Source organism: Rhodococcoides kyotonense (assembly GCF_900188125.1).
Lineage (GTDB): Bacteria > Actinomycetota > Actinomycetes > Mycobacteriales > Mycobacteriaceae > Rhodococcoides > Rhodococcoides kyotonense.
Map to the genome: position 1 here is coordinate 352,988 of NZ_FZOW01000003.1, position 25,947 is coordinate 378,934.

32 protein-coding genes are annotated in these 25,947 nt (G+C 64.1%); 1 reads left to right on the plus strand and 31 read right to left on the minus strand.

All coding sequences use genetic code 11. The features are described from left to right. Positions 1-72 precede the first annotated feature (72 nt). The 30 genes from CHB96_RS07230 to CHB96_RS07360 all read right to left on the minus strand — a co-directional run bounded on the left by CHB96_RS07230 (position 73) and on the right by CHB96_RS07360 (position 24,609). Complete coding sequence (locus tag CHB96_RS07230) at positions 73-1,026, minus strand: recombinase family protein (protein WP_089244508.1); 954 nt, start codon at positions 1,024-1,026, stop codon at positions 73-75. A gap of 169 nt (positions 1,027-1,195) precedes the next feature. After that, the gene (locus CHB96_RS07235; RefSeq protein ID WP_089244510.1) at positions 1,196-2,491 is read right to left on the minus strand and encodes a replicative DNA helicase; all 1,296 of its coding nucleotides are present in this window, start codon (positions 2,489-2,491) and stop codon (positions 1,196-1,198) included. Next, positions 2,488-3,513 carry a helix-turn-helix domain-containing protein gene (locus CHB96_RS07240; RefSeq protein WP_089244512.1) on the minus strand — a complete coding sequence of 342 codons (1,026 nt, stop codon included), beginning with the start codon at positions 3,511-3,513 and terminating at the stop codon, positions 2,488-2,490. Before CHB96_RS07240 ends, CHB96_RS07235 begins: the two co-directional genes overlap by 4 nt. Positions 3,514-3,572: 59 nt before the next feature. Next, positions 3,573-3,812 carry a hypothetical protein gene (locus tag CHB96_RS07245; RefSeq protein ID WP_089244514.1) on the minus strand — a complete coding sequence of 80 codons (240 nt, stop codon included), beginning with the start codon at positions 3,810-3,812 and terminating at the stop codon, positions 3,573-3,575. Between the two features lie 68 nt (positions 3,813-3,880). Further along, positions 3,881-4,870 carry a PD-(D/E)XK nuclease family protein gene (locus CHB96_RS07250; RefSeq protein WP_089244517.1) on the minus strand — a complete coding sequence of 330 codons (990 nt, stop codon included), beginning with the start codon at positions 4,868-4,870 and terminating at the stop codon, positions 3,881-3,883. A 305-nt stretch (positions 4,871-5,175) separates the two neighbouring features. Continuing rightward, positions 5,176-5,352 (minus strand): zinc finger domain-containing protein, encoded by a 177-nt coding sequence (locus CHB96_RS29600; RefSeq protein WP_176444186.1) that lies wholly within the window; start codon positions 5,350-5,352, stop codon positions 5,176-5,178. 307 nt (positions 5,353-5,659) lie between these two features. After that, positions 5,660-6,064 (minus strand): hypothetical protein, encoded by a 405-nt coding sequence (locus tag CHB96_RS07255; protein ID WP_089244519.1) that lies wholly within the window; start codon positions 6,062-6,064, stop codon positions 5,660-5,662. Next, positions 6,061-6,228, minus strand: a complete 168-nt coding sequence (locus CHB96_RS29605) for a hypothetical protein (RefSeq protein ID WP_176444187.1) — start codon at positions 6,226-6,228, stop codon at positions 6,061-6,063. The genes CHB96_RS07255 and CHB96_RS29605 overlap by 4 nt, the downstream gene beginning before the upstream one ends. Further along, positions 6,225-7,013: a hypothetical protein gene (locus CHB96_RS07260; protein WP_089244520.1), complete on the minus strand. Its 789-nt coding sequence runs from the start codon at positions 7,011-7,013 to the stop codon at positions 6,225-6,227. The genes CHB96_RS29605 and CHB96_RS07260 overlap by 4 nt, the downstream gene beginning before the upstream one ends. Further along, on the minus strand, positions 7,010-7,135 hold the full coding sequence (locus tag CHB96_RS30285; protein ID WP_281254399.1) for a hypothetical protein: 126 nt from the start codon (positions 7,133-7,135) through the stop codon (positions 7,010-7,012). The genes CHB96_RS07260 and CHB96_RS30285 overlap by 4 nt, the downstream gene beginning before the upstream one ends. After that, complete coding sequence (locus tag CHB96_RS07265) at positions 7,132-8,091, minus strand: hypothetical protein (RefSeq protein ID WP_089244522.1); 960 nt, start codon at positions 8,089-8,091, stop codon at positions 7,132-7,134. The genes CHB96_RS30285 and CHB96_RS07265 overlap by 4 nt, the downstream gene beginning before the upstream one ends. 190 nt (positions 8,092-8,281) lie before the next feature. Then, positions 8,282-8,662 (minus strand): phage holin, encoded by a 381-nt coding sequence (locus CHB96_RS07270; RefSeq protein ID WP_217899929.1) that lies wholly within the window; start codon positions 8,660-8,662, stop codon positions 8,282-8,284. A gap of 38 nt (positions 8,663-8,700) precedes the next feature. Beyond that, entirely contained in the window at positions 8,701-9,363 is a 663-nt protein-coding gene (locus CHB96_RS07275) for a C1 family peptidase (protein WP_141136454.1), read from the minus strand. Next, positions 9,360-9,839, minus strand: a complete 480-nt coding sequence (locus tag CHB96_RS30050; protein WP_245865325.1) for a hypothetical protein — start codon at positions 9,837-9,839, stop codon at positions 9,360-9,362. Before CHB96_RS30050 ends, CHB96_RS07275 begins: the two co-directional genes overlap by 4 nt. After that, entirely contained in the window at positions 9,839-10,795 is a 957-nt protein-coding gene (locus tag CHB96_RS30055; protein ID WP_245865327.1) for a peptidoglycan DD-metalloendopeptidase family protein, read from the minus strand. Before CHB96_RS30055 ends, CHB96_RS30050 begins: the two co-directional genes overlap by 1 nt. Before the next feature lie 111 nt (positions 10,796-10,906). Next, positions 10,907-11,221: a hypothetical protein gene (locus CHB96_RS07290; RefSeq protein ID WP_089244526.1), complete on the minus strand. Its 315-nt coding sequence runs from the start codon at positions 11,219-11,221 to the stop codon at positions 10,907-10,909. Then, positions 11,208-11,663 (minus strand): hypothetical protein, encoded by a 456-nt coding sequence (locus tag CHB96_RS07295; RefSeq protein ID WP_089244528.1) that lies wholly within the window; start codon positions 11,661-11,663, stop codon positions 11,208-11,210. The genes CHB96_RS07290 and CHB96_RS07295 overlap by 14 nt, the downstream gene beginning before the upstream one ends. Further along, positions 11,660-12,733 (minus strand): hypothetical protein, encoded by a 1,074-nt coding sequence (locus CHB96_RS07300; protein WP_089244530.1) that lies wholly within the window; start codon positions 12,731-12,733, stop codon positions 11,660-11,662. The genes CHB96_RS07295 and CHB96_RS07300 overlap by 4 nt, the downstream gene beginning before the upstream one ends. After that, complete coding sequence (locus CHB96_RS07305) at positions 12,730-13,215, minus strand: hypothetical protein (RefSeq protein ID WP_089244532.1); 486 nt, start codon at positions 13,213-13,215, stop codon at positions 12,730-12,732. Before CHB96_RS07305 ends, CHB96_RS07300 begins: the two co-directional genes overlap by 4 nt. 60 nt (positions 13,216-13,275) lie before the next feature. Further along, the gene (locus CHB96_RS07310) at positions 13,276-14,916 is read right to left on the minus strand and encodes a Gp37-like protein (protein ID WP_141136455.1); all 1,641 of its coding nucleotides are present in this window, start codon (positions 14,914-14,916) and stop codon (positions 13,276-13,278) included. Continuing rightward, the gene (locus CHB96_RS07315; protein WP_089244536.1) at positions 14,913-15,851 is read right to left on the minus strand and encodes a hypothetical protein; all 939 of its coding nucleotides are present in this window, start codon (positions 15,849-15,851) and stop codon (positions 14,913-14,915) included. Before CHB96_RS07315 ends, CHB96_RS07310 begins: the two co-directional genes overlap by 4 nt. Further along, on the minus strand, positions 15,848-20,074 hold the full coding sequence (locus CHB96_RS07320) for a phage tail protein (RefSeq protein ID WP_141136456.1): 4,227 nt from the start codon (positions 20,072-20,074) through the stop codon (positions 15,848-15,850). The genes CHB96_RS07315 and CHB96_RS07320 overlap by 4 nt, the downstream gene beginning before the upstream one ends. A gap of 112 nt (positions 20,075-20,186) precedes the next feature. Further along, positions 20,187-20,756 carry a hypothetical protein gene (locus CHB96_RS07325; protein ID WP_089244540.1) on the minus strand — a complete coding sequence of 190 codons (570 nt, stop codon included), beginning with the start codon at positions 20,754-20,756 and terminating at the stop codon, positions 20,187-20,189. A gap of 3 nt (positions 20,757-20,759) precedes the next feature. After that, positions 20,760-21,110 carry a RyR domain-containing protein gene (locus CHB96_RS07330; protein ID WP_089244542.1) on the minus strand — a complete coding sequence of 117 codons (351 nt, stop codon included), beginning with the start codon at positions 21,108-21,110 and terminating at the stop codon, positions 20,760-20,762. Positions 21,111-21,140: 30 nt separating this feature from the next. Further along, positions 21,141-21,659, minus strand: a complete 519-nt coding sequence (locus CHB96_RS07335; protein ID WP_089244544.1) for a hypothetical protein — start codon at positions 21,657-21,659, stop codon at positions 21,141-21,143. Positions 21,660-21,671: 12 nt separating this feature from the next. Continuing rightward, entirely contained in the window at positions 21,672-22,145 is a 474-nt protein-coding gene (locus tag CHB96_RS07340; RefSeq protein WP_089244546.1) for an HK97 gp10 family phage protein, read from the minus strand. Positions 22,146-22,153: 8 nt separating this feature from the next. Then, entirely contained in the window at positions 22,154-22,555 is a 402-nt protein-coding gene (locus CHB96_RS07345) for a hypothetical protein (protein WP_089244548.1), read from the minus strand. Positions 22,556-22,589: 34 nt separating this feature from the next. Next, the gene (locus tag CHB96_RS07350; RefSeq protein WP_141136457.1) at positions 22,590-23,141 is read right to left on the minus strand and encodes a hypothetical protein; all 552 of its coding nucleotides are present in this window, start codon (positions 23,139-23,141) and stop codon (positions 22,590-22,592) included. Then, entirely contained in the window at positions 23,141-23,917 is a 777-nt protein-coding gene (locus tag CHB96_RS07355; protein WP_089244552.1) for a hypothetical protein, read from the minus strand. The genes CHB96_RS07350 and CHB96_RS07355 overlap by 1 nt, the downstream gene beginning before the upstream one ends. After that, the gene (locus tag CHB96_RS07360) at positions 23,917-24,609 is read right to left on the minus strand and encodes a hypothetical protein (protein ID WP_089244554.1); all 693 of its coding nucleotides are present in this window, start codon (positions 24,607-24,609) and stop codon (positions 23,917-23,919) included. Before CHB96_RS07360 ends, CHB96_RS07355 begins: the two co-directional genes overlap by 1 nt. A 111-nt stretch (positions 24,610-24,720) precedes the next feature. Here CHB96_RS07360 and CHB96_RS29355 point away from each other — a divergent pair, with 111 nt between their 5' ends. Further along, positions 24,721-24,954, plus strand: coding sequence for a hypothetical protein (locus CHB96_RS29355; protein WP_141136458.1), 234 nt, complete (start codon positions 24,721-24,723; stop codon positions 24,952-24,954). Between the two features lie 8 nt (positions 24,955-24,962). Here CHB96_RS29355 and CHB96_RS07365 read toward each other — a convergent pair whose 3' ends face one another. Beyond that, a complete protein-coding gene (locus CHB96_RS07365) occupies positions 24,963-25,916 on the minus strand; it encodes a tyrosine-type recombinase/integrase (RefSeq protein WP_089244556.1) in 954 nt (317 codons plus the stop codon). Between the last annotated feature and the right edge of the window lie 31 nt (positions 25,917-25,947).

Genomic DNA, 25,947 nt, shown 5'->3' on the forward strand with positions numbered 1-25,947 from the left:
AATTCTCGGGGGTGCGCGACGACCAGAGCGCCGAGTCCAGAATGCGTTCGACCTAGTCTGCGTTCAGCACGCTCACCCGTTCCTCCAGAAGTAGTCGAGTCTGTTGGTGTCGAGTCCGGATTGTCCGCGCCGGCCTTCGGACAACGGGTTGACGGTGATGTGGTCGATCAACGCAGCGGCGACGTCGTGACGGCGGCGGGTGGTTGCGTCCTCCCACCACTCGATGACGTCGTCGCCGCTGACACGTTCGATGTCGACCATGACGTCGCTGGCTTGCTTCTTCCGTTTGACGTCGGCGGTGCGTTGTTCGATCTCGGCGGTCGCGGAATGCAGGGTGGTGCGGGTGATCAGGCCTCGGGCGTAGTCGGTGCCGAGGTCTTCGAGTCGGGTCGCGAGGGTCGCGAGCTCGACGTCGACGTCGTGTTCGGTGACGGTGGCGATCGAATTGCTGAGTGCACGCCGGAATGGTGCGTCGGTCAGTCGGGCGAGGACGCGTTCGGTGACGTCTGCTTCGAACAGGTCCGCGACGATGGTGATGCCGCCGCATCCGGATTGGGTCATGCACATGTATTGGGGGCGTCGGCGTCCGTCGATGCGGCTGGCTACGGTGGGGAACATTTTCGATCCGCACCGTCCGCAGCGTACGAGTCCGGACAGTAGGTGGGTGCGGGTTTCTTTCTTGCCTCTGCCGCCGCTGGCGAATCGTTTGCGGCTGGGGTCTTCGAGGATGGAGACGAGGCGTTCGTATTCGCGGGTGTCGAGGATGGGGTCGATGTCGGTGCCGACGAGTTCGCCGGTTGTGGTGTCTTTCTTGTGGCCGATGATCCTGGGGTTGATGAGTGCTCGTTTGATGGTGATGGGTTCCCAGGTGCGGCCGGTGGCGGTGAGGATGTTTTGGTCGGTGAGTTCACGGACGATGGGGCGTAGGGCTTTGCCGTTGATGACGTCTGCGGCGACGCGCTTGAGTACGGCTGCTTCGGTTTCGACGATGGTGCCGTCGGTGTTCCATCCGTATGCGCGGCTCATGCCCCTCCACCTTCCACTGTCACGTCTGCGACTGTCACCCTATTCACTCTAGACCATGCGAGGCGCAGATGCCTAGTGCGTCGCGGACGGACCACCTCACTGCAGGCCACACACAGTGGATAGTGACCCTCATCCCCTGGTTTGTCGCAGACGGCGCACACCCAGCCACTCACGCCGACAACCTCGCCTGATAGCCCATCCAACGGAGCGGGACGGTGTGGCATTTCCCGGTCCTGTTCTTCGCCACGATCAGATCGACATACCCCGTCGGCAGGGTGTCTTCGATCTGGTGGTGCAGCAGGATGACGACGTCGGCATCCTGCTCGATCGACCCCGACTCCCGCAGCTCTGACAGCGTCGGTTTCCGTTCCGCGTTGGCCGCGTTGCGGTTCAGCTGGCAGGCGACGATGACGGCGACGTCGAGTTCCCGGGCGAGGATCTTCAGGCTCCGGGAGATGTGCGCGACCTGCCGCTCGCGGGCCTGCTTCGAATCGGTTTCCTTCAGCAGCTGCAGGTAATCGACGAACACGACGTCGAGACCGCCGTTGCGTTTCAGGGCTCGGCAGCGGGCCGCGATGTAGTCGATCGTGACATCGGACTTATCGATCAGGAACAACGGCATGTTCCGGTGCGCCGCGACGAATGCCTCCAGTCGGGCGCGGTTGAACGGGTCGAGGTTCCGCTTCGTGATCTGCGAGTACTCGACTTCAGCGGCGGCGGCGTAGACGCGGGATGCGACTTCGACGTTGCCCATCTCGACGGAGAAGATCGCCGACCGGTGCCCGCGCTGCGCGGCGTACACGGCGAGGTTCACACCAGCGATGGACTTGCCGTCGCCAGGCCGTCCGCCGACGACGTAGGTCCGTCCGGCGTGGAGGCCTCCGGCGAGGAGGTCGTCGAGTTCCTGCCACGGCGTCGGGAAGGTGCGGACGTCGGCGTCGGGTGAGTCGAGCCACGCGAGCCACGTGTCGGTGACCGCGTCCAGCGTTTGGACGTCGGGCTGGACTTGGCCGCCTTCGAGTTGCGCGAGCTGCTGGTACGCGAACTCGAACGCTTCACCGTACGACTGCGCCGACGTCGTGACCTGTGCGATGCGTTTGCAGACCTGGATGAGTCGGCGGGACTGCGCCATCTCGGTGACGGCCTGCGCTGCCTTCGACACCGATGCGGGGCGGATGGGTTCGCCGGCGAGCTGCTCGATCCGGATCCGTGTGCCGGGGGTGTCGCGTTCGGCGAGGAGGGTGCGTTTGCTGATCGACTGGCCGCGGCTCGAGATGGCGCGGGCGGATTCCCAGATCTCCCCGATGTGTGGGTCGACGAAGTCGGCTGGTGCGATGCGGGCGAGCAGGTCCGGGACGAGATCGCGGGTGGTGAATGTGAGCAGCGCGGCGCCGAGGATGCGTTCGTCGGTCTGCGCTTCGAGGAGGTCTTCGCTGTAGTCGAGCTGGGTGTTGACGTTGGTCATGCCGAGATCCCTTCGCGGCGTGTGACGGCGGCGGTGATCTGTGTGCGCTTGGCTTCGATCCAGTTGCGGCGGTATCCGAGGAGCCAGGTCGCGACGGCGTCGCGGTCGGGGAGGTCGGCGGGGATGTCGGGTTGCGGGTAGGCGAGTCCGGAGCGGTCTTCGACGGAGCGGAAGTCGCCGCGCTGCCAGCAGTCCCGCAGCCACAGTTCGATGCCTGTCGCTGTCAGCTGCGATGTGTTGCCTTGGTCGTCGGAGTCCCAGTGGCCTTTGTTCAGCCAGGTCGCCGGGTACGGGTAGAACTGCTTGTCGCGTTTCTCGGCGGCGAGGGCGGTCGCGGCGGCGAGGAGTTTCTCCGGGCCCGCAGCCTTGACGGCTTTCGTGTACGCCTTCAGCGCGTCGGGTCGTGCGACTTTGCGGGGGTAGGCCTGGTACCAGACGTCGAAGTGTTCCTCGATCTGCTTTTTCGAAAAGCTCTTCGGAGTCGGCGCGGTGTCTGGTTGGTCGATCAGCGCGAGCTCGTCTCGCGTGTTCTCTGGTTCAAAAGATGGCTCTGGTTTAAGTGACTCTGGTTTGTGTGTCGTTTTTGTCCCTGGGGTGGCGTCAGGATTTCCCTGGGGGGTGGGGTCGTTTTTGTCCCTACCCCTAGTCAAATTTGGCGCGATGGAGCGGACGATGTAGCCGTTGGAAGTCTGCTCTCGGAACTCGTCGCTCTGGGATCTGGAGACCTGTCCGGAGTCGTTGACGTACCGCGAGAACCGCACGATCGCGCCGATCTCCATCAGCTCCTGGACGGCGCGGTCGATCGTCTTCACGGACGTCTGGCAGTGCTTGGCGAGTGTCTGCCTCGACGGGTGGCACAGGCCACTCGCCTTGTCCGCGTAGCGTCGCAGCACGCAGTACAGGCGCGTCGCGTGGGCACTGATGGGTGCGAACAGAACCCACTCCGGGATCATCGCGAAGTAGCCGCTGTCGGAGTGCACGTCCGCAGCCGTGTCGGTGGCTTGATCTAGACTCATGGTCATCTTCTCTCGTTCGACCTTGATGCCCCGGAGCTGTCACCCTCCGGGGCATCGTCGTTTCTTCAGTTGGTGTGGAACCAATCCAGTTCCGGTGAGCGGGCTTTCGTGAGCTTGTCTTCGACGTCGAGGGACTCGGCCCACAGGTCATGCAGGTACGCGAGTGTGTCGGCGTCGAAGAGATCACCGGTCTCGAAGACGTGTACGGCTTCGTTGATCAGTGCGGTGTTCTGCCGCATCAGGTCGTTGACGCGGTCAGAGACTGCGGGAATGTCCTCCCAGTCGGGGAGGGTTTCGACGGTCACGCGTTCTCCATCAGATCAGAGTAACCCGGACACACTGCCCACTGTGCCCTAGTCACTCGTGGCACATGTTATTCGCTGTCGGGTTCGACGAGGTTGACGACCGGATAGCTGCTGGCTTCGCCCATCGGGATTTCGAGGCCTGCTCCTGCGAGGAGGGTCTTGGCTTGCTTCTGGTCGAGGCGTCGGCCTGTGGGGCGTTGGCTGACTTGGTAGGCGCCGTGGACACCGGTCACGCCTGCGAGGAGGGCGGATGCGAATTTCTTGTCCTTCTTCGCTGCGGCTTCGCGTTGGCCGGCGTCGTAGTGCAGTTGGGCGGCGTCTCGTACGGCGTCGTCACCGCCTTCGGTGATGATGGTGGCGACGCCTTCGGGGAAACAGCGTGTCCGCCAGGCGCAGTCGTTGCAGATCCAATCATGTCCGGGGCCGCGTCCACCACGCGGCAACAGGTCGGGGTCGTCTGCGTTGCGGACGTCGCGTATCCATTGGCGCGCCTGAGCGGTCACCTCCGGGTCCGGACGCGCACACCACACCTCCGTGTCCCCCAACGCTCGATCGAGGTACACGAGGCCGATCATCGCGACCGTCGCACCCGCCTGACGACGAGCCTCCGCATACAAGTTCGTCTGCCACTTGTGACCACGCGGCGGACCATACGCACGCACCTTCGACAACTTCGCCTGCGTGCACGTCTTCAAGTCCACGATCACCTCGACAGCACCCGAGACAGGCCGGATCAGATCCGAATGACCCAGCACCCCATCGACACTGACCGTCACCTCGACGTCACCGCCGAACAGGTCCGCGATCAACGGGAGTGCTTTCTCGTGAATCCACGTCCCCAACAACGCTGGCCGCGACGGCGCCACAGGATCCGTCTTCGGCGTTGCTGTCATCCGATACCCGGCACGACGTTCGCACTGCCCGATCTCCGACACCCCGATCTCCGCCTGCGTCGACCGCTCATGATCGGCGTCGGCGAGATCCCAGATCCCGTTGACCGCATCCTCCAATTCCCCCGCGAGCACCGACAAGTCGAGGTCGGCATGTACATCGGTCATAGCAGCTCCGTCTCCAGGATCTGTCGTTCAGTTGATTCGATAGGCAGGACGGTGAGGCGGTCCCGGTCGTCGTTGCGGAGCGCAGCCCATAGGCACGCGAACCCGATAGCGCCGAACACGCACACCACGCAGATGAGCGGAGTCATCGCCGGTCTCCCAGGGCCGACACTTGCGATGCGAACTCGGCGAACATAGGCGCGAATGCATCTCGTATACCCCGCATCATGCGCCCTAGAACGAACCCTGGCGTCGGCTGCCACAGCCCGAGGAATGCACGCTGCTCGTCATAGGTCATCTTGTTCCAGTCAGTCATTGGTGTTCTCCCAATCCCTCGGGACGTAGCGCGGTGTAACCGCGAGGATGCGGACAGCGTGCGGGGTGCGCAGTGCGTCGAACGCTGTCGCGAGGAACATGGACTTGCAGCGTTCACCCATCCGCGCAAAGCATTCCGGGCACGGGATCGTGTACGGGTCAGCTGTCATTGGTGTTCTCCTGTGCGGAAACAGGCGCGGTCATGGTCAGCAGCTCCCATCGCACACGCACGCGTAGCATTCGTCGCACTTCTCGCCGGAACCGCCAGGGCAGTCTCCGAGTGTGAGTCCGTCGTCGCCTACAGGTTCAGAGCATTCGGTGCAGTCGCTCATCGTTCACCGTCCTGCACTGAAGGGGCGGGGAAGTGGATTGGTCGGCATTCGTGTCCAGACCATGCCTCGCGGAACAGGCGCTGTGTTTCTCGCAGATCGGCTGCGCGTTCCCACCGTTGAGCCATCCGTCGAGCGAGCGCGCCTCTCATGTCGGCTCCTGTGCGGTAGGCGAAGCAGCAGCGGCGGTGAGATCACGAAGTAGCTGTTGTCCGAGCGCGTTCGAGGCGACGTCGTCACCGATCAGGTGATCGTGGATCGTGGCGCGGGCCTTCGACATCGCTTCCCATGCGGCATAGAGCGCTTCGGTCGACTTGTCGAATGCATGGGCGAGATCACCAACGGTCGGCGACGTCATGGGCACGATGGTGTGTCCGGCGTCCCGCAACCGAGACACGATGTGGGCGGCGTGCGCAGACTTCATCTCGTCGTACGACTGACGCCCTGCGGTGTGAAACTTTCCGCAGTCGCATTCGAGATTTGTCACTCCTGCGTTGGTGACGAAGCGATACCCGTGCTCCGCGATGATGGCTTCGGGTGACAGGTCGCTCACTGTGCGACCACCGCGAGATCGCAGACGGGCACGCTGGTTTCAGCGCCGGTCCCGGTGTGGCGGACGGTGGCGTACAGGTCGTCGCGTTTGATCGGCTCGGCGAGCTGCAGTGGCACGCACATCCACGGATGCCACGCGTCTACGTACAAGATCGTGTCGTTCATGCGAACCTCCGGTTCAGTTCCTGTGCAGCCCAGTCGGTCCAGGTGATGTTCTGTCCGGGCATGCGTTCCATCGCGTAGCCGGTGTGGGGTGTGCGGCCTGGGTTGCCGTACGGGACGAGGTAGGCGGTGAGGCCGGCGCCCGCTGCGAGGTACGACGATTCACGTAGCCACGACAGCCAGTCCGTCGACTTCACCGCATCGAGACTGCGGAACGGGTCGGTCTCGTTGAGCTGCAACGCCGCGAACGGCGACAAGCCGCGAGAGATATTCCGTAGTGGTGAGAAGCGTGGTGTCGCACCGATGATGTCGCGGGCATCGCACAGCTCCAGGTTCACCGTGTTCCGCGGGAACGGGCCATGCGACGAATGGATCCCGGACCCCTGCACCGGAACCACATGATCCCCCGCATTCCTCGCAGGGTTCGCGATCCCCAGATGGAACGCCACCTCCAACGGCGAACCGTTCGGATTCGTCCACCGCCGCAACGCGACACCCTCCAGGAACCGGGATGCCACGATGCCGCCGAGACTGTACGAGATCAGCCCCACCGGGTTCGGAGAGTCACGCACCTGGCGGGCCAGATCGGCGACACCGAGTTCGACGGACACGTCGAGCGGGTGAGCGCCGATCCCGTTGCCCGCTCCGACGTTCCCGATCGTCGCCGGAAAATTGCATTCGAAGATCCGGAAGCTGGCGCGGTTCAGCTGCTTCGCGACGACACCGGTCATCCCGTTGAACACACCCCGCGGATTACCGGTGCCTCGGATGGTGATTACGTCGATCACAACAGCCCCCTCGCTGCTCGCTCGAATTGGTTTCCCGCCCATGTGAATGCGATGACGCCGATGTTGCAGACACCGGCCGCCGCGAACGCGGCGACCAGTGCTAGATCCTTGGCGTGCGTCACTGCCCGGTGGCCTTGGCTGCCGATACGGACTTGCGTGCGTCGAGGATCCACTTCCGCAGCGGGGTGCCCTCGTACTCGTAGCCGAGCCACTCCCCCTCGGATTCCCGGCCGAGCTTCCATAGGCGTTGGAGCTCGTCGTCGCGGTGGAGGTCGCGGGCGAGGACGACCTGGTCGATGAACTCTTCGAGGGTCTCGGGGTTCGGGAGTTGCTCGGGCTGCTCGGTTTCGGTCTCCGGCTCCCGCGTCTCGTCGGGTACGTCGGCGGCCGGGTCAGCTGCCTGAGGATCCGGGACGACGTCGACGTCGAGCGGTTCCTGCTTGTCGTCGGACTTGTCACCTTCGGCCGTCTGCTCGGTAGGTGCTGCTGCCGGGGCGTCGGGTTCTGGCTTGTCGCTGGGCTTCTCGATCCGCTCACTCGACGCCTGAGCTGCACGCTCGTCCTCCAACTCCTCGGCGGACTGACCGAACCCTGCCAGCACGTCGGCGAAGTACAGTTTCGCGCCCTTCGTCGTCGCGCGGGCCACCATCATCGCGGCCGGGTTCTTGTCGTAGTTCCCACCCGGCTTGACCAGACCAGCAGTGCGAGCGTCCTCGATGCGGTAGTCGACGAACCTGGACGCGGACCATTCCTTCCGGCGGACCTTGATCTTCGCGTGAACGGCGTCGTCCTCGACGAGTTCGAAGTCGTGTCCGGCGCGGATGATCAACGCGCGCATCATGAACGCCGACAGGCCGGTCTTGCCGTTGATGTGGTTCAGCTCCTGGAACGCCACCCACAGCGGAATGTCGAGAGCATTGGATGCCATCTGTGCGGCGAGGATGTTGCCGGGCTTCCCGACGTACTGGGTCGGCAGCATGCCTGCCGTCGACAGCTGGGTCGCGAGTTCGCGGCGTTCAGCCCAGGAGTCGGGGATGTCGGAACGGCCGATCGTGGTGAGCGCGGTAGATGGAGCCATGTGTGTAAGTCCTTTCACGAGGGACACTGACGTAGGGAACAGTAGCACTGTCACCCTGCACACATGAGTGTAGCCGCCGAACCCGACACAAACTCGTGACACAGGAACAGACGGCTACACTGGGTATTGCCTTTCACGAGGCCCGAGGCCCCCCTTGCGTTCTGGCGGACGCGGGGGCCTCACCTATATGTCAGGCCTCGAACGAATCCGGCCCCGTCTGCACAGCCTCCAGAGCAGGCGTGTTGGAGCCAGCAACAGCAGTACCCAACAGTGCGGCGACGACAGCGATCACGCCGGCCAACTGCACATCCGACGCGATACCGTACGCACCGAGCAGACCCGACGCCGCCACGACGACGGTGTAAAACGCCTGCCGCAACGTCGTCGACGCATACAGCAAAGCGAACAGCAGGGTGATCACATTGACCGCCAACGCAGTCCACAACGCCGCCGTCGCACCATCGACAGCACCCCACAACACCAACGCACCCACCACCGCAGTGGACACGTCATAGAACCGCTGACGAGCAGACGCAGGAATAGAAGAACGAACCGGATCGAGAACAGACATGACAGAGCCTTTCGAGTTGGTTTCCAGTAGATTTCGAGCTACGCGCCGACACCGACAGGGACGGTCACGTCTCCCTCGCGAGCGAGGAGAGTCTTGAAGTCATCGAACGAGATCCGGGCACGGCCACCGCTCCCCCAGTCCGCCGACCACGAATTAAGGATCGTCACGTACTGCGCCGTCAGATTCGCACCCAACGCCAGATACTCGTGACCGCCGACCAACCCACCCGACGGCCGGATGAAGAACTTGTCGTCCGGTGACTCCATGCCGGTGAACCAATCCGTCCCGACCAACACCGGTCCGGACTGCATGGCGTGGAGGAACTGGTCGAACCCGAACGCATGCCGGTACGACGACAGATAGCCCTGTGCGACACCGGCCTTGCACACCGCCAGCCCACTCGAGCCTGTGTCGTGCGGTGGATAGAACCCGGGGATCTCGTCGAGCTGCGTCGCCATCTCGTACAAGGTGAGCGCATTATCCGACGTCAGATACGCTCCACCACCGCCGCGTGACTTCGCGCCGATCTCGCAGTTCAGCCACTGCGCCAACGCATGACCCGTGCACGACCCGATCTCACCCTGGTCCAACACGGGGGCGTTGTGCCGCCACAGGACAGTCCGCAACGCGAACGCAGGCCGCACCGCGAACCGACGAGAACGCTCATCATGCTCAACGACCCGGCCGTAAGCTCGTGTCACTTCGTGGCGTCCTTCAGCAACTCAGCGATCTCCTGCGCTGCACGCCGAGCGAGCGTCGCCTCCCGATACGTGCCCAGCACGTACGAGATCAACGACCCACGGCGAGCAAGGTTCTCGACCGGGGTATTCGCCGGAGCATTGTCCGGATCGATCTTCCCGTCATGCAGATCGACCGGGTTGACGTAGCCGTCCCACACCACTTCGTTCCACACGTCGGCGAGACCGGCGCGAGTCCACATCTCGCCCTCTTTGACGTTGTAGTGAATCCTCTGAAACACCTTGCGCACCTTGTGCGGAACGCCGACCTGATTCCAGACGGCGGACAGTGCATTGTTCTGGTCGTCGTTCATGTCGGCGCCTCCATAGACCCGGTCGATGATTGCCTGTACGTCGATACGGAACTGGTTCATGTCGATCCCGGCAGGATCGATCTTCCCTTCGGAGCTGTATTCCTTGTGCCCCACAACGTCGCCCATCAGGCGGCCCTCCTTCCGAGCGCGTTCATGATTGCGGCACAGAGGATCTTGTAGTTCCGGAGCTGCACGTCGGTCCAGTCCCACGGCGCCGTCCCACGCGACACGGCTTCGACGCCGATGGTCTGGAAGTTCGCGTTGTTCGTCTCCCAGCCGGGCCACTTCCCCCGCCCGGCATGCCAGCACACGCCGACCGCGATCAGACGGACCGTGCCGTCCTTCTCCAGAACGAGCTGCGCGAGCGGACCGGGCAGATCAGGGCGGCCGTCCTGCACGATGCGCCAGTCGTTCTTGCCGCCGCCCGCAGTGTGATGACACAGCACACCGAGGACTTCCCGGAAGTCACCGTGCCCGCGATTCCGCCAACCCTCGTGCTCGATCAACGGCAGCCCGGCCGCGCGGATCACCTCCGCCAGCCACGTCGGATCACCGCGCCAGCCCTTGTATTTCCCGAACGGAATCCCCAACGAGTTCACAGGCGTCTCCTGCACAGGCGGCACGGTGGCCGGTGCGTCACCCGGGTAGGCGGCACCGGCCAGCAGTGGAAGTGGATCGAGAACGTCGCGTTCGTTACGACGATCGACGTACGCGTAGCGGTGCCATTCGAAATGCAGATGCGGGGACACGTTCCCGTTGCCGGGGCCCTTCGTCGGATTGATCCGCGCGATGCGTTGTCCGGCCTCGACGCGCTCCCCGACTTTCACTTCGGGGATGACGTGGCCGTACACGGTGGCGCCTGAACCGTCACCTGTCGGGTGGTCGACGACGACCCACGAGCCGAAGCCTGAAGCCGCGCCCGAATACTGCACGGTGCCGCCCTGCGACGCGAACACAGGCAGGCCACCCGACCCGCCGTCCTTACCGAAGTCGACACCCCAGTGGACGGCCTGACGCCAGTCCTGCCAACCGAACATGTCGGTGACCTTGTGGCCGCGCGCAAGCGGCCAGAAACGAGTCATGGACCGGGTCACCTCGAGGACATGTCAGCAGAGGCGCCCGGCCCGAGGCCAGCAGCAATTACCAGCCAGGATAGACCCGACGCGTGACGGAACGGTGAAGGCTGAACGGTCCTAGTCGAACAGGCGTGAAAGCATCCGCCCGATAACCGACGTCGGCTCTTCCTCGTCCGTCTCAGGCGGGCCGATCAACGTCGCGATGGTCTGATTGATGTAGTCGAGCGCAGCATCCGGTCCCATACCGGCGACCAGGTTCACCGCCTGGTCGCACCGGACCACGTACTTCGGCCACGTGAACGGGTTACGGAACTCGGCAGTGTCCTGATTCGGGACGACAACAAGCGGACCTTCCTGCGCGACCAGCAGCAACAGTTTCTCGGTGTCGCCGTGCCGTGTCAGTAGGTTGATCAGCTGCTCACGCGTCAGCATCGAGAACTCCCATCGGGATACCGAACTGCGGAAACACCTGACGCAGCAGCGGGTTCAGCTGCTCGTCGCATGCCCGCTGGAACACGTCGATCCAGTCTTCCTTCGACGCCATGCGGGCGCGCTCGAACGCATCCGCCAACGCCTGCTCACGCTCCGGCCCGACGGCAGACAGGTCTCCGAGGAACCACTGAATCACCCAGTCCAAGTCCGGTCCGGTCATCAGGACCAGCGGCCAATCAGCACCCGACTCCGCGTCGAAGTCGCCGCTGCGCTTCACCTCGGTGTGACCGTCCTCGTGGATCAGCCACACGTGCGCCGCGACACCGCCCGGCGACGTCAGCTGCTCGATCACCGGCAGACAGAACTCGTACAGTTCTTCAGCGGTCGCCGAATACCAGGTGAAAACCGGTTCCCCTGCCAGGTCGTAGTCGGTGTGCCTCATGGTGTCGGCCCCAATCCTGCCCAGGGAATGTAGTCACGGTTCGGTGTCAGCGACGACAGCGCCACCGACGACGGGATGGTCTGCTGGCTCGCGAGGGTGTACGCGCGCGCCGACGGCAACGTGCCGGACGCTTCGGCGATCCCGGTCTGGTACTTGCAGGCGATCCCCCGCGCGGACTGCAGCGCCCCAGGTGCGATCTGCAACGACGCGACGAAGATCAGGTGGTCCGGTTCAGCCTCGTACGTCAGGCCTGTAGCAATGTTGTACGCCTGACGCTGTGACGATAGGACGCTCTTGATGTCACCCGAGTTCCACAACGTGATGACGTTGCCCGTCGCCGGGTCGTAAGCGCAGATCGCGAGGTACCAGGCGTCGATACCGAACAGTGAATTGTCTGCCCCGGTGATGTACTTCAGGACATTCAGCGGTACGGGCTCGGCGAGGAACGCGCCACGCAGCGCCACATAGTCGACCGTGCCGCGAGCTGGAGTGGTGATCTTGACGGTCGTCTGAGTGAACGCCGGCGGACGCATCCCGATCGTGTGATCATGCGACCCAAGGTTCTCGAAACCAGTGTTGTTACCAGTACCTGCTGTCGGGTGCCGGTGCTGCCCGAGGTTCGTTGTCGCCGTGCTCATGTTCGGTATCGGCTGCATGTCGGCTACGGGGAAGCTGACCATGTCCTTGCCGCCGACGGACGCCCAGATCGGCGTGATGATGCCAGTCCCCGAAATACCCTCGAGATCCGCGAGCTGCTGGCCGTGAACGGCGATGATTTCCGTGTTGATCTGGGTCTGATTCTTGATGCCGAGCAAGCCACCGACCAGATCGAGCAGGCTCCCACCAGCTCCGCCGAAGATCCCCGCGAACAGTGCGGCGATCAGACCGGCGATACCGTTGACGAACCCACCGAGCAGATTCGTCAGCAGGTTACCGCGGGCCAGATTCGCCAACCCGGTGATGTCACCGTTCGCGACACCCGCCGCGAAGTCCGGGTCGTAGTCCTGCAGCTGGTAAATCTCGTTGTACGTTTGCGCCTTGTTCGGACGCGCACCGTCCGGCGAGGTCATTCGAGACCCTCAGCGTCCTTCAACTGCTGACGCACACCGGCATCGGCGCCGTCGATCATCGACTGCCGAAGCTCTTCACGCTTGAGTTCGGCCCGCATCGCCGCGATCTTGGTCTTCGACCAGCCAGTCGCGGCAGGCACGACGACCGGGCGTTCGGGGTCGGCTTCCTTCGCAGCCTTCCGTCCTTTCACTGGCGGCTCCCACGTTCCGACGTTCTTCTGTCCGCCTACTGCCAAGGCAGTCGACGGCGGAACATAGACGTAGCGGGGATTCGTGGGCGGGGAGCAACCAAGGTTGTCGAAAATATGCAGAGCGCAGAGCTGTTTCAACTCCTGCGGCATGTCGAAGTTAACGCCCGTCTCCGATGGGATCGCGTTGAACACGTCGATATACGGGTGCGCATGACGGCGTGCGATCACGATGTTCGTCTGCGGATCCCGAAGGATGCCGTCTTTCTCGACGGTGCGTTGTCTCGGTGGCACTGGCGGACCTCCATACGGGTGTGCAGGGATACTACGTAACTGTATCCCTGCACACTTCCGTCACGACGAAACACCGATCGAGGCAGCAATATGCCGTACTTGCTCGAGCTGACGGGCCAGGATCGCACCCGGCTGATCGACGGGCTTGTCGTCTCCGAGCGAGCACGTCCAGTCCGCGTCGCTGCCGCGGTCCCACGAGCACTTCCGTGAATGCATCCGCTCGACGTGCAGCTTCTTGCGGCGGCCGTGCTCGAACGACGAACGATCACCGAGATCCATGTCCAGGCCGACCCAGTACGGTGCACCGTTGCGGACGGTGAACTTGAACGTCTGCATGGGTCGTGATCGCCACATCGCCACCCGGATCGCCTGCAGCGCCGACAGCGAGAAGCCTGTGCCGCCCGACGACTCGAACGTTTCCCCGAGCGGCGGGCCACGCAATCCCATCTTCGCCTGTCGCACAGGGTTACCCACGCGATGGAACGCGAGGACGACATCTTCGACCACCGAGTCGAACAACCCGAGTGTCAGTCCGGGGTTGCCGAACATTGCCCCGATGTAACCCAAAACGCCGTTGACCAAGAGCTTGAGGCCCGTGTTCACCCAGTCAGGGCTGTGACCTCCAGTAACGGCTATAGAGGCATTCGATTTCAGTCGATGTCGTTCCCACTCAACGATTCCCGTCGCACCAGTCTTGTGCGCTTTCCTGAACGCCGTCCACGGTTCCTTGATGGTGCCGAGGAACCCGGTCAGGTCGTACTCGGGCTGATTGACGTTGTACGAGAACTGCGTCGACACTTCGTTGATGTAGTCGTCGGCGACACTCTTCGCGAAGTGCAGGAGACCGTCGAGGAGTGTTCCGGACGGGCCGCAGTAGCCGGACTGATCGACGACGTCGACGGTCAGCGTCGGCTGCGTCAATGTGAAGTGCGTCGGCGCGGGCTGCGGATCGCCAGGGAACCAGCGCTTCAACACGATACGTAGTTGCGCATCCGACAGGGTCGGTGCGACGACGTCGTGGAACATGCCCATGCGCGTCGACAGGACTGTCCACATCGATGTGTCGGTGAGGACGTTGCCGGGGAGGACGACGATCGGCCAGTTCGCCGGGTTCAGATTGTTCAGCCAGTTCTGCGGGTTGAACAGATCCTCGGGCAGCGCCCACAACGGCGCGAAACGGCGCAGCAGGTTCAGGAACAGGAGCGTCTTCACGCCGGTCACCGACGGACCCGCATACGCCCACAGCTTCGGGAACTGGAACTCGGCCGGGAAGAACGGGTTGCAGTAGCACACAACGCGTTTCATGTGCTCGTACTCGGAGATGCACTTCAGGATGAAGTACTCTTGCCCATCCGCTGTGCCCTGCTCGACGACGTCCTGGACGATGCCTGTCCACTGCACGCCCGACACGACGATCCGGACGTGAACATCCTCTTCGTCGTCGAGCTCGTCGTCGATCCACTCGGCGAGCTTGTGGTCGCCGAACATCTTGATCTCGGCGGTGCCGGTGTCGTTGAGGATTTCCTCTGCGTTGCCGGAGATTTCGCCGGCCACATGTTGGCGGGTGTCCCAGGTCCAGTTGCCGTCGAAGATGTCGCAGGATGCGGGTTTGCGCATCTGCTCGTGGAACTGGCGTTCCATCTCCTCGATCTCGGCGCGGACCTGGTCGCACGTCAGGGACGGCATGGTGGGTGCGGTCATGCGACTTCACCACCCCACACGCGCTGCCAGAACTGGGGAACGTACATGGTGACTTCGGTGTTCGCGGTGCCGCCTTGGATGCGGATCGGCGCCATATAGGGTTCGATGAACGAGCGTGGGATCGGGTCGTCGTCGAATGCGCGGGCATTCATCTTCGCCCACTGCAGCGACTGATCGCGGACGAGCAGGGTGCGGAGCATCGGGTCTGTCCGGACGAGGAACTCACGGCCCGCGGTCAGCGACGGGAGCGTGACTGTGCGGCCGGTGTTCCGGTCGGGCAGCGTCACGATCGTCGCAGCTTCCAGCTGGTTGGATGCGAAGATCGGATACGACGGCTGGTCACCGTAGTTGACGATCGGCACCATCTGCTCGTAGACACCGCCGCCGATCGGAGTCATCTCCGAACGCTTCACCGTGAACCGCAGCTCCTGGGACTGCCAGTCCGGTTTGCATGCGAGCGCGACGATCTCCCAGGCGCCGAACCGGTTCTTGCCCGGCCCCTTCCGTTTGATCATCGACTTCGGTCGACGCTCGAGCCGGATCCCGATCTCACGCGGCTCGGACCGGTGCGAATAGACGCGCATGACGCATTCGAAGAACGGGGACAGGAACTTCCACAACCGAGTTTCGACGTCCTCGCAGCGCGCTGCTGTCGCGGCCTGGGTGCCGAGGATGAACGTCATGATCCGTTCGTTCTCGCGTGGAATGTCTGACGGCTTCGAACCTTTCATGTACGCGCCGGACTCACGCGGAATGGTGACGTCGGCGTGCTCGAAACCGTCGTAGCCTTCGGCGAGGGTGACTCCTTCGCCGCCGTACTCCTTGCCGTAGATGTTCAGCGTGTCGACGTCCTGCCCGGCAGCGTTGCGGAGGATCAGCTGAACGGGACGGGGTTCGTTCTCTGCCGGATCACACGGATACGTCACCGCGATCACCCACCGTTCCTGGTCGTGACAGTGGCAGGCGTGGTGCGATTGTTCAGCATCCGCTCCATCTCGTCGGTTGCTTTACGCTCGTCGTGGTTCTGGAAGATCATCGTGTCGGCGAGCTTGTTGTCGCCGTATCCGCCGTTGTACGAATTGAATTCGGCACGCTGCTTCATCATCTCCTCGTAGGCGTTCGACACCTGGTCTTGCGCGAGACCACCAAGGCCTAACGGGGACAGCAGATCCCCGATGATCGACCCGGCTGCCTCGTAGCCCCACTTCTCGGCCTGGGTGCCGAAGTTCTGGTCGGCGGCCCACCGGTTCGCTGCGTCGATCCGTTCGGCCCACGACCCGGTGCCGATGGAGTACGGGTCGTAGCCGCCGTACAGGTCACCGCCCGTGTTCGGCAGCGAGTAGCCGGTGGTCGCGTTCTGCACCATCGCCGGGTCGTAGTACGCCGACGACGGGCCGGTCAGGTTGACTCCTCCACCGCCAGTGACCATCCCAGCCCCGCCGCCACCGCCGCCTGTGTAGTAGCCGCCGCCTGCCATCGCATCTGCAGGCGACTGGTACGAGAACGCAGGCTGGCCTGGGAGTCGGTCGCCGCCGACGAAGAACTCGGGCGGGAAATGCGCGTGATCGGTGAAGCTCGGATCGTCCGCTCCCGCAGCAGGTCCGCCGACCTGACCGTCACCGCGTCCGCCGCCCATCTCGACGTTCGTGCCGTCGGGGAGAGTGCCGGCGGTGTGGCCGCCGTACGGGCCGCCGTTGTACCAGCCGAAGTTCAACGATCCAGCGGGCCCGAGGCCGGGCTGGGCGCCCATGCTGGCGAGCTCTGCGCCCATGGTGCCGGTGGCGAATCGGCCGCCGAACGGGTCCAACCCTGCCGCGTAGCGTGCGATCGCGGACATAGCGCCGGAGCAGTCACCCCACTGGATGCCGCCCCACACGTACGGTGCGCCTTCGAGTCCCGCGATCCTCGGGAACTGCGACACCTGCTCCGCCGACACCAGACCGCCGCCAGCGAACCCCGGGACGGCACCGACCATCGCGGACAGGAACTCAGCAGACGGAACCCAACCGTTGTTGATCGCATCGAGCAGAGGCAGCGTCGTCCCCGACACCGCCTGCGCTTTCGTGACGTACGCGAGGTGCTCCTGATCGGAGATGCGGATCAGGTTCGCGTCGTCGGTGGGGCCGCCCTTGCCGTGGAACAGGCCACCGTTGGCGTAGCCGCGCGGAATCGCCTGCTTCTGCAAAGCGCTGATCTGCGTCGCCTGCTTCAGTGTCCCACCCGTCCCACCGGTGGTGGTCATGTTCGCCCAGTCGATCAATCCCTGCCCGACACCGGAAATCGTCCTGGCGCGGTCACTCATTCCGGGCACCTTGCCGAGCAGATCCCCAGCGCCCTTGATGATGTTGCCGATGTTCCCGACGACGTCCTTGATCTTGTTCAGGATCGCGTCCCACACACTGCCGACGGTGTCCGCGAGGCCGCCGAAGAACCCGCCGATCGCATCGACGGTCGTCCGGAAGAACTCCTTCACATCCGAGAACGCATTCCGAACTGACGTGATCTTCGCGGCGAACTGGTCAGCGAACCAACGGATCGCATCGATGACGATCGGCAGAATGTTCTGCGCCAGGAACTCGAAAATCGTGACGACCTTCGGCAGCACCTCACGCACCAGCCACGTGAACAACTCGATCATCATCGGCAGGTGATCAGCCCAAATCTCCACCAGCTGAGGGATGAACGGTGCGATCGCCAGCACGATCCGAGAGAACGAATCGATCAGCGTCGGCAACAGCGGCATCAGCTGAATCAGCGCATCCGCGATCGCCTCACCGAGCTGCATCGCGACGTCGGCGAGGATCGGCGCCAACTGCTCGAGGACAGGCTTCATCCCGTCAAGCCACTGCTCGATGACCGGGCCGAGAGCGTCGAAGATCTTCGTCAGCGCCGGCGCCAACGCCTGGATCATCACGGAGACAACTTCGGCGATCATCGGCAACATCGGCGCGATAGCCGTGATCAGTGACGCGAACGATTCACCGAGCGGCCCCATCGCCGGAGCGAGCGCCGTGATCGCATCCGCCAACGCGGTGCCGACGACGACCATGATGTCCGACAGCGGCGGAATCAGCGGCATCAACGCTTGCGCCAGCGCGTTGAACAGTTGCGCGAGGACCGGCATCACCGGCGCCAAACCGTCAGCGAGCTCGGAGATGAACTCGGCGAGCGTCGGCAGCATCGCGGTGAACGACGACGTGAACGCCGCACCCAACACACCGAGCGACGGCGCCATGTCCTTGATGGCGTCACCGAACGCCTGAAACAGTGGACCGATGTACGGGCCGACGATGTTGCCCATCTCGATCAGGCCGTCCAGCAACGAGTTCAGGCCGCCACCGAGCCCGGACATGATGTCACCGAACGTCGAAATCAACTGCGTCAGCGCACCGGACTCGAACGCATCGGTGAACGCCTGCCCGATACCGCCGAGCAGATCACCGAGCCCCTGCCCGACCTTGTCCATCACCGGCTCCGCAGCACGGGCCATATCCAGGAACCCGGTACTGAGCTGCTCGAGCCCCGGCTGCAACGAGTCGATCAGCGTCGCCGTCCCGGAGAACGCCGCCCGCAACCCTTCCTGCGCTTCAGCGCTCGACCAGAACGTCGCGAACGACTGCGCGCCGCGGTTCATCGCATCCGCGACCTCCACCATCCCCGTCTTCAACGTCGGCAGCGTCGCTTGCGCGAGATTCGTGAACACCGTGTCGAGGTCAGCGAACATGGCATCCTGGGTGGCGAGACGCAGGTCTTTCCACATCGGCCCGAGATCCCGCATCGCCAGCACGAAGTCCCGCGCATTCGGCGACAGTTTCGCGAGCGCCTCGGCGACCTTGTCGACGCCACCAGCGGCCGGGGACTGTGCCTCGGCGAGCTCGTTCATCGCGTCGATCAGGTCGCGCTGCGATTCCTTGACGTTGTCGTTCGCCTCTGCGAGACGGTCTTTCGCGTCGACGACCTGGTCGGAACCCTCGACGCCCTTGACGTTCGCCTCGTACGTTTCCTCGGCGAGATCCTTGTTCCGCGCCTGGACTTCGAGGAGTCGCTGCTCGGCCTCCTCGACGCGCAGTACTGCGCGGGCGCGTTCGTCAGGGTTGTCGAACTTGCCCGTCGCGAGATCGCGTTGCGCTTCCCGGATGGAGAGGATCGCGTCCTTCTCCGACAGTGCGGCGCCGCGGAGTTCGAGGTTCAGATCCTCGAGCTGATTCAGCGCATCCTTACGGGCGCGGGTGAGATCATCCTCGGCATCCTTGGCGTCCTTCTTCGCCCGGACGACCGCCTTCTCCGCCTGCTCGACACCACGGGCTGCGGACTCGATCGCTTTCGCTTGAGCCTTGGCGTCCTGGCCGGCGGATGCTGATTGGTCTGAGAACGCCGAGAACGCGTCCCCGATACCGTTGAGGCCGACGACTGCCGTTCCGGCTCCTGCGAGCGCGGCAGGCCCCAATGCGGCGAGGCCTCCGGCGAGTGCACCGACAGCACCCAACGCGGTACCCGCAGCGCCAGCGATTGCCATGACAAGCGTCGCGATGCCGCCGATCTTCAGGGTTCTGAATACCGGGCTGCGCCGGCCGCCCATACCCCCACCGCCGCCGCCCAGACCGCCGCCACCGCCGGACTGATTCATCCGGACGTTCATCGTGCGATCCCGCGTCAGCTCGTTGATGCGCGCGATGAACGCGGCCTCGTTGCGAACATCCAAACCGATCGGCATCTGAATGTTCGCCAGCGACAACATCGCCCGCAGTTCAGTGGCGAACCGCCGCACCTCGGCATTGGTGACGTACAGGCCAACCTTGACCTTGCCGTCGGGGAGTTGCCGTAGCTGTCCACGCAGACGTGCCATGTCGACGACAGGGTTCACGTGAACAACAGGACGGTTGTCGCGCAGTTTCACACTGATGTCGCGAACGAACCTGCGAATCTCCGCCTGACTCACATCGAGATTGACCCGAGCAGTCAGCCCTTCGATCATCCGAATATCACGCCGCAACTGGGAGACGTCGACGTTCGGTGTGAACTTGATGCGGTTCAGCTCACGCTGCGCAGCCCGAGATGCTTTCAGCGCCGCCGCACGAACCTTGGTGGCGAGTTCCTCGTCGAGGTTGCCCCAGTTCAGTTCGGCATCGACATGGGCGGTCGCGAAGGGCTGTGTCACTGCCGCGGCCTCCTCGGGAACACCCAAACGTGGGGTGCCCGGCCCGAGGCCAGCGGCGGAACTCGTCTATCTGATGATCAGCGTATCGGCTCGACGGCGATACAACTGCCAACTACCCGCCCTGCGCCTGCGCAGACAACGCCGCGAGAGCATTCCAATCGGCGTGAGCAGCCTCGACGTCCTTCACAACCTTCACGTTCCGGACCTGCACAGCGGCAGGCGGCGTCGACAGTTCAGCAACGAACTGCTCCCGCGCCCGCTTGTCCTCACGAACCCAATCCATCAGGATCCGGTACACGATGTTCGTCGCCCGATCCGGCGGCAGCACCATCAGATCGATACCTCGGCCGGACAATTCACCGTCGATGTCCATCCACGAGTTGAGGCCGCGCCGCCAGATCACCTGCGCCTGCCAACGCGGCCGCGCGAAATACGCGTCGGCGATACCGTCAGCGATCCGGTCGAGCATGTCGTCGGTGATCTTGCTGTCGGGGTCGACGATCCTGCCCGCCAACCAGTCCGCGTCCACAGAATCCCCGCAGGTGCCCATCAACATCGGTACCGGACTCGACGCCAACAACAGGCCCACGAGGACGCGGAGTTCCGGCTGGGGCGCGAGTACGACTGCCCGGCCGTCGAGCGACCACGCGTCGATCTGCCGACGCCACGCACCAGCCGGCACCGCCTAGTCGAGCTCGGCGAGCGTACGAACGATCGACGTGAAGAGGTGGTCCTTGATCTGCTGATTCTCCGGAAGCTGGTCGTACGGAACGCAGCACGGGTGCGTCTTCTTCTCCGGATCCTTGACCTCGCCGTAGACCCAGCCGTCCTTCGCCTTGTGATCGAGCCAGCCCTGGTGAGACTCCTCAGGTGTCCGGCCATTCAGTGCACCCTCGACACCGTCGATAGCAGAATCCTTCTGCCACTGCGGCGCATCGTCCCAGTGCGGCGACTGCGCCGGGTCACCCTCGATGCCCTGAAGTACTCGGTTAGCTTCGTGCGTGACCTGTGCGATCTGCTCAGGGGTAAACGACATGTCGAACTCCTTCTCTCGGTGGGGTTGTCGTCAGTTCTTGCGCTTCGACTTCTGCGTCGCTCGACGCTCAGCCCGGTTGGTGCGCTGATTCTGCGGCAGCAGATCCTCAGCGTTCCAACGCTTCGCGAGCGCACGAATGACATCCATCAGAACGTCCTCGTCGAACTTCGGGGACTCGATGTACCGGTACAGCCACTCCTTCGACCCCGTCGACAGGACACGGTTGTAGAACGACATGATGCCGTTGATCTGATCGATCTCCGTCGCGTTGCGGGAGAAACTCGACATCAGCAACAGCAGCGTTCCCCGCGACGGCTGATACGCGTGCAGCACCTGATTGCGGATCCGGAACGCGGTCGGCTCCCCGACCGCATCGTCTTCGTCGTCATCCTCGTCGGTGACGTCGAACTGCAGATCGTCCGGGATCTCCAACGTCTCCACCGCGGACTCGAATATCTCGTCGGCGGTGCGCTGTTCGTCGACGTCGAAGTCGGGTTCGACGTCCGGCTCGACGGTAGGTGCAGCGGACTTCTTGGAACTGGCGGCCATAGAATTTTCCTTTTAGTCGTTGGCGTGGGGTGTATCTCGAACTACAGCTGCACCGAACACGTCCTTCAACGCGTCGGACAGGAACGGGGACGGCGGCGAACCCTTCACCGATTTCGCGAACACGAACGGGCGCCGATTCTTCGGAGCGTTTTTCACCCCGCGTGGCAGTGGTCCCATCATCTTCGGCTGCCGGAACTTCAACGCTTTCGCCGAGACGGGGACGATGGGTGTGCCGTGCGGGCCGTAGATGCCGGTGCCGCGGTGCACCCATTTGGCGTAGTCGAGTGGGGAGCCGACACGCAGTGTGACACTGTCGTTTCCGAGGGTGACCAGATGCGTGATCGACGCTTTCAGTCGGCCGTCGTCGGTGGGACAGTTCGCGCGTGCCCGGTTGACGACCTCCTGCCCCACGCGGTCACCCCACCGCATACCGGCCGCCGACATGACGGCGTCGATGTTGGCGTGGTGGATTTCGGCGTGGGACATGGCCTGTCCTATTCGGTGTCGGTCTTCGGCTTCCGGGCGCGGCCGCTGGTCTTGCGCCCTTCCTCCGGAGCAGGCTCGTCGGTGTCGGATTCCGTTGCGGCTGGCGGCGTGTCGTCCTGATCGGCGCCGTACTGAACACCTCCCGCTTGGACGTTCGCTTCGACGGTCTCACCGGTGCCGGGGTCGACGGCAGCGATATGCCCACTGTCCTTTTCGGCGTCCGCGCTCACAACCGCGGCGGAACCCGTCAGCACCTCCGAGGCAATGGCAGCGGTGTCGCCGTCGGTGACTTCCTCGATCCGACCGTCACGGATCAACTGCTCGATCCTCGGGGTGCGGTCGGTGGTGAACACGGCCCCCGGTTCGAACTCGACGGTGTTCTGCAGGGCACGTACGGTGACTTCGCTCATGCCGTCCAGGATACGGTGCTGACTGTTCCCTGGGTCAGTAGAACCGCGGGTCGCCTTCCAACGGCTGCACGAGCTCGTCCAGCGGCGTGGGGATGACGTCGCAGCCGCAGTGGACGTCAGCGGCGACGGTGACGTCCATAGCGCCACCGTTCGCTCCGCCCCCGTAACGCGGTATCCACATACCGAGGACGACGTCACGGTCCGTCCATGTGCAGAGGGCGGCCTTGCGCATCGCGGCGGCGTCGTCCATCGCGTCACGCACCATCGAGTCCAGGAATGGGATGTCGGGCACCGAGTTGTCTGCCGGTGTGTAGGCGCAGCGATCGACGATCATCTCGAACACCACCATGTACTCGTGCGCGGTGTGCTCGTTGATCTGCCGGGCTGGTTGCGGAAACGAGATCGTCGGAGTGATCGTCTTGATGCGGACGCCGGCCACCGACGTGCAGTCACCGAAGTGCGGCTGGATCTGCGTGCCGGGGAACACCGCCGACCACGACACCTCCCCCGCCCGCGTCCCGTGGAGCTCCTCGGTCAGACGGTCCAACAGTTGCGCGGCGAGGACGTAGACACCTGTGTCGGCCATCAGTGGAACCTCGCCGGTCCGCGCATGTCCGGGGAGTACACCCGCGACCTCGAGCGCGCCCGCGTCGGATTCACCGCCGCGATCCACACGTCGACAGACGGCAGCCCCGTGAGGCCTTGGTCGAACAGCATGTACGGGTCCAGCAGTTGCACGTCCATCCCCGACCGGGAGACGGACTGTGCACGCGACGGGATGCGGCAGTCCTTCCCCGCCGACGCCCGCAGGAAGTCACACGCCAAATCCCCGGCAGCATGCAGGCCCGCCTTCGGGACCGGGACACCACGCAGATACTCGACAACGAACGCGCCCGCACCGTCGTCGGCGGCGCGCATGTCCTGATTCTGCGGCCACGACTCGCCATCGATGCGGAGTAGCCAGCGCCGGTTCTTCACCCGATACGCCGACGCATCCAACACCTCGCCGTCGATCGTGACAGCGGTGACGGTCTCCACAGGGCCGGGCAGCATCAACTGCGACGGACCCAAGCAGTCACAACGAGACGAACACCCGCACGCACCCGACACCCCGGACTGGTTGATCAGCCCAGGCCACCACCAGGCACCGGAATGACCGGCACCCCGATACGCGGTCGAATGCTCGCGGCTACCGAAGCACGGCCTCACCGTCGCAGGCATCAGCCCGAAGACCTTGCCCGTCAACGACCACAAGATGTGGACGGCCAGCTCCAGTGCTCGTTCCTTCTGCTCGGGAGTCGTCGACGCCGCACCCCAGTCGGAGCATGCGGGTACGACGTCCCAGCCCTGTGGACCCGCCACTACGCGGTCAGCGCGATCGGCGAATCAGCGTGCGCGGGCGGCGGCACCAACGTCTGCAGCATCCGGAAGTGCGCCTTCGGCCCGATCGGCGTCAGCAGCGGCCCCGGCACACCCACCGTCGCCGGCGCGACAGGCGCCTGCAGGACGACGTCGTACGGGCCGACACCCCACGGCGAGTTCGCGTTCGTGATCGCACCGGAGATGGTGAACGACGCGGCCTCGTTCTGCAGCGTGAAGTCGTCGAGGCGGCCACCGGTCAGCCACGGCAGCACGAAGTAGCCGTACGGCTTCGCGCCCGCGCACGCGACACCAGGAGTGTCCGTCCACGATTCGAGACCGAACGCCGTCTCCACCGTCTCACCGATCTCGACACCGACCGCGTTACCGACGCCGTCGAGGACGATGGGGTGACCCATGATCGCCGAGAACAGATCCGGGTTCACACGGTTGAACGCGATCGTCACACCGACGTACTTGATCTCGTCCTTCGGCTTGTCGATCCAGTCGATCGAACCGTCGGCGTTCTTCATCACCGTCTCGGTGCCCTCCTCGTACTGAGGTGACAGGGCGATCGACGCGAAGCCCTTCGTGGAGATGGTGGTCGATGGGCCGATGATCGGTGCACCGCACACGTCCTCACGTGTGACGCGCATGCGGTCGGCGCGGATGGACGGCCAGCTGGTGGTGGGCATGGGAACCTCCCGGACGGGCGTAATGCGCCCGGCCCGAGGCCAGCAGCTCTTGACCTGAAGGATAGTCGCTCACCTGCCTGTGGGGAGGCAAGCATCTGCGACGATGTCCCGATGGATCACAACAGCCTGCGCCGGACGCCGAAGGGCTGGGTAGAGGACGCGCCCGCTGTGTGCCCGAACGGACACGACCTCGGCCCCGGGAAGGTGCTCGTCGGATCGCATGTCTGCTCGTGCGAGATCCACCACCACAGGACTCACCGCTGCCGCGAATGCGACGCCGTCACCTATACGCCGCCGTTCGGCCCCGACTGCCGAGACTCGGCGTTCGACGGTCGGGGCCGGTAGCTAGCAGCTCACAGGTTCGGCACCTGAATGCTCCCGGCGACGATGTGCGCCGAATGCTGATTGTTCGCGATGGTGCGGCGCCCGTAATGCCGGTACGTCGTCGACGAGTCCTTGTGGCCCATCGACAGTGCGACAGCCTCCAACGGGACACCGGATTCCAGCGACGTCACCGCGAAGGTGTGGCGCAGATCGTGTGGAGTGAGGCGCCGTGTGATCCCGGCGTGACGTTTCAGCCGGGTCAGTATTTTCGCCGCGGACTGCCGTGTCATGCGTGACCCGTCGTTGCGTGGTAGCAGCGGCCCGGTCGTGCGTCCGTCGATGACGCGGTCGACGGCCTGGACGACGATCGGGGGCTGCGGCACCGCCATCGTCTCGCCGCCCTTGTTCGTGAACACCAGCATCCGGTGCGCCTGATCGAGTACCGTCGCCGTCTCCACGTCCAGCGAGCATGTCGGTGACACCCGCAGCCCGCACACCCCCATGATCAGCACCAGGGCGTAGTCGACGGGGCCGGCGTCGGCGGCCGCCCACACGAGGCGTTCGAACTCACGCGGCGTCAACGCACGGTCAGCGGATCGGATCGTCGGACGCTTCGGCAGTTTCAACAACCTGGTCGGATTCTTCCCGCACAGGCTGTCGTCGACGGCGAGCTCGTAGAACTGCGCGATCGTGGACATGCGGTGCAGGATCGTCGTCGCACAATTGTCGCGCTCGTCGGCGAGGTACCGCATGAACACCTGCAAGTGCATCCGATGGACAGCGAACACGTCGAGGCCCCGGCTGTCACACCAGGCGAACAGAACCTCCAGATCCGACAGGTAGGAGCGGCGAGTGTTCTCACACTCCCACCGTTGGACGAACGCTTCGGCGTAGATCGCCCGATCCACCGGGTCGAGAGTCTGTGTGGACACGGGGGCGTCGAAGTTGGGCAGGGCAGGGGTGTACACGGTAGCGTCGAGCAAGAGTCATCTCCCAGGTCAGCACTGGTGGGTG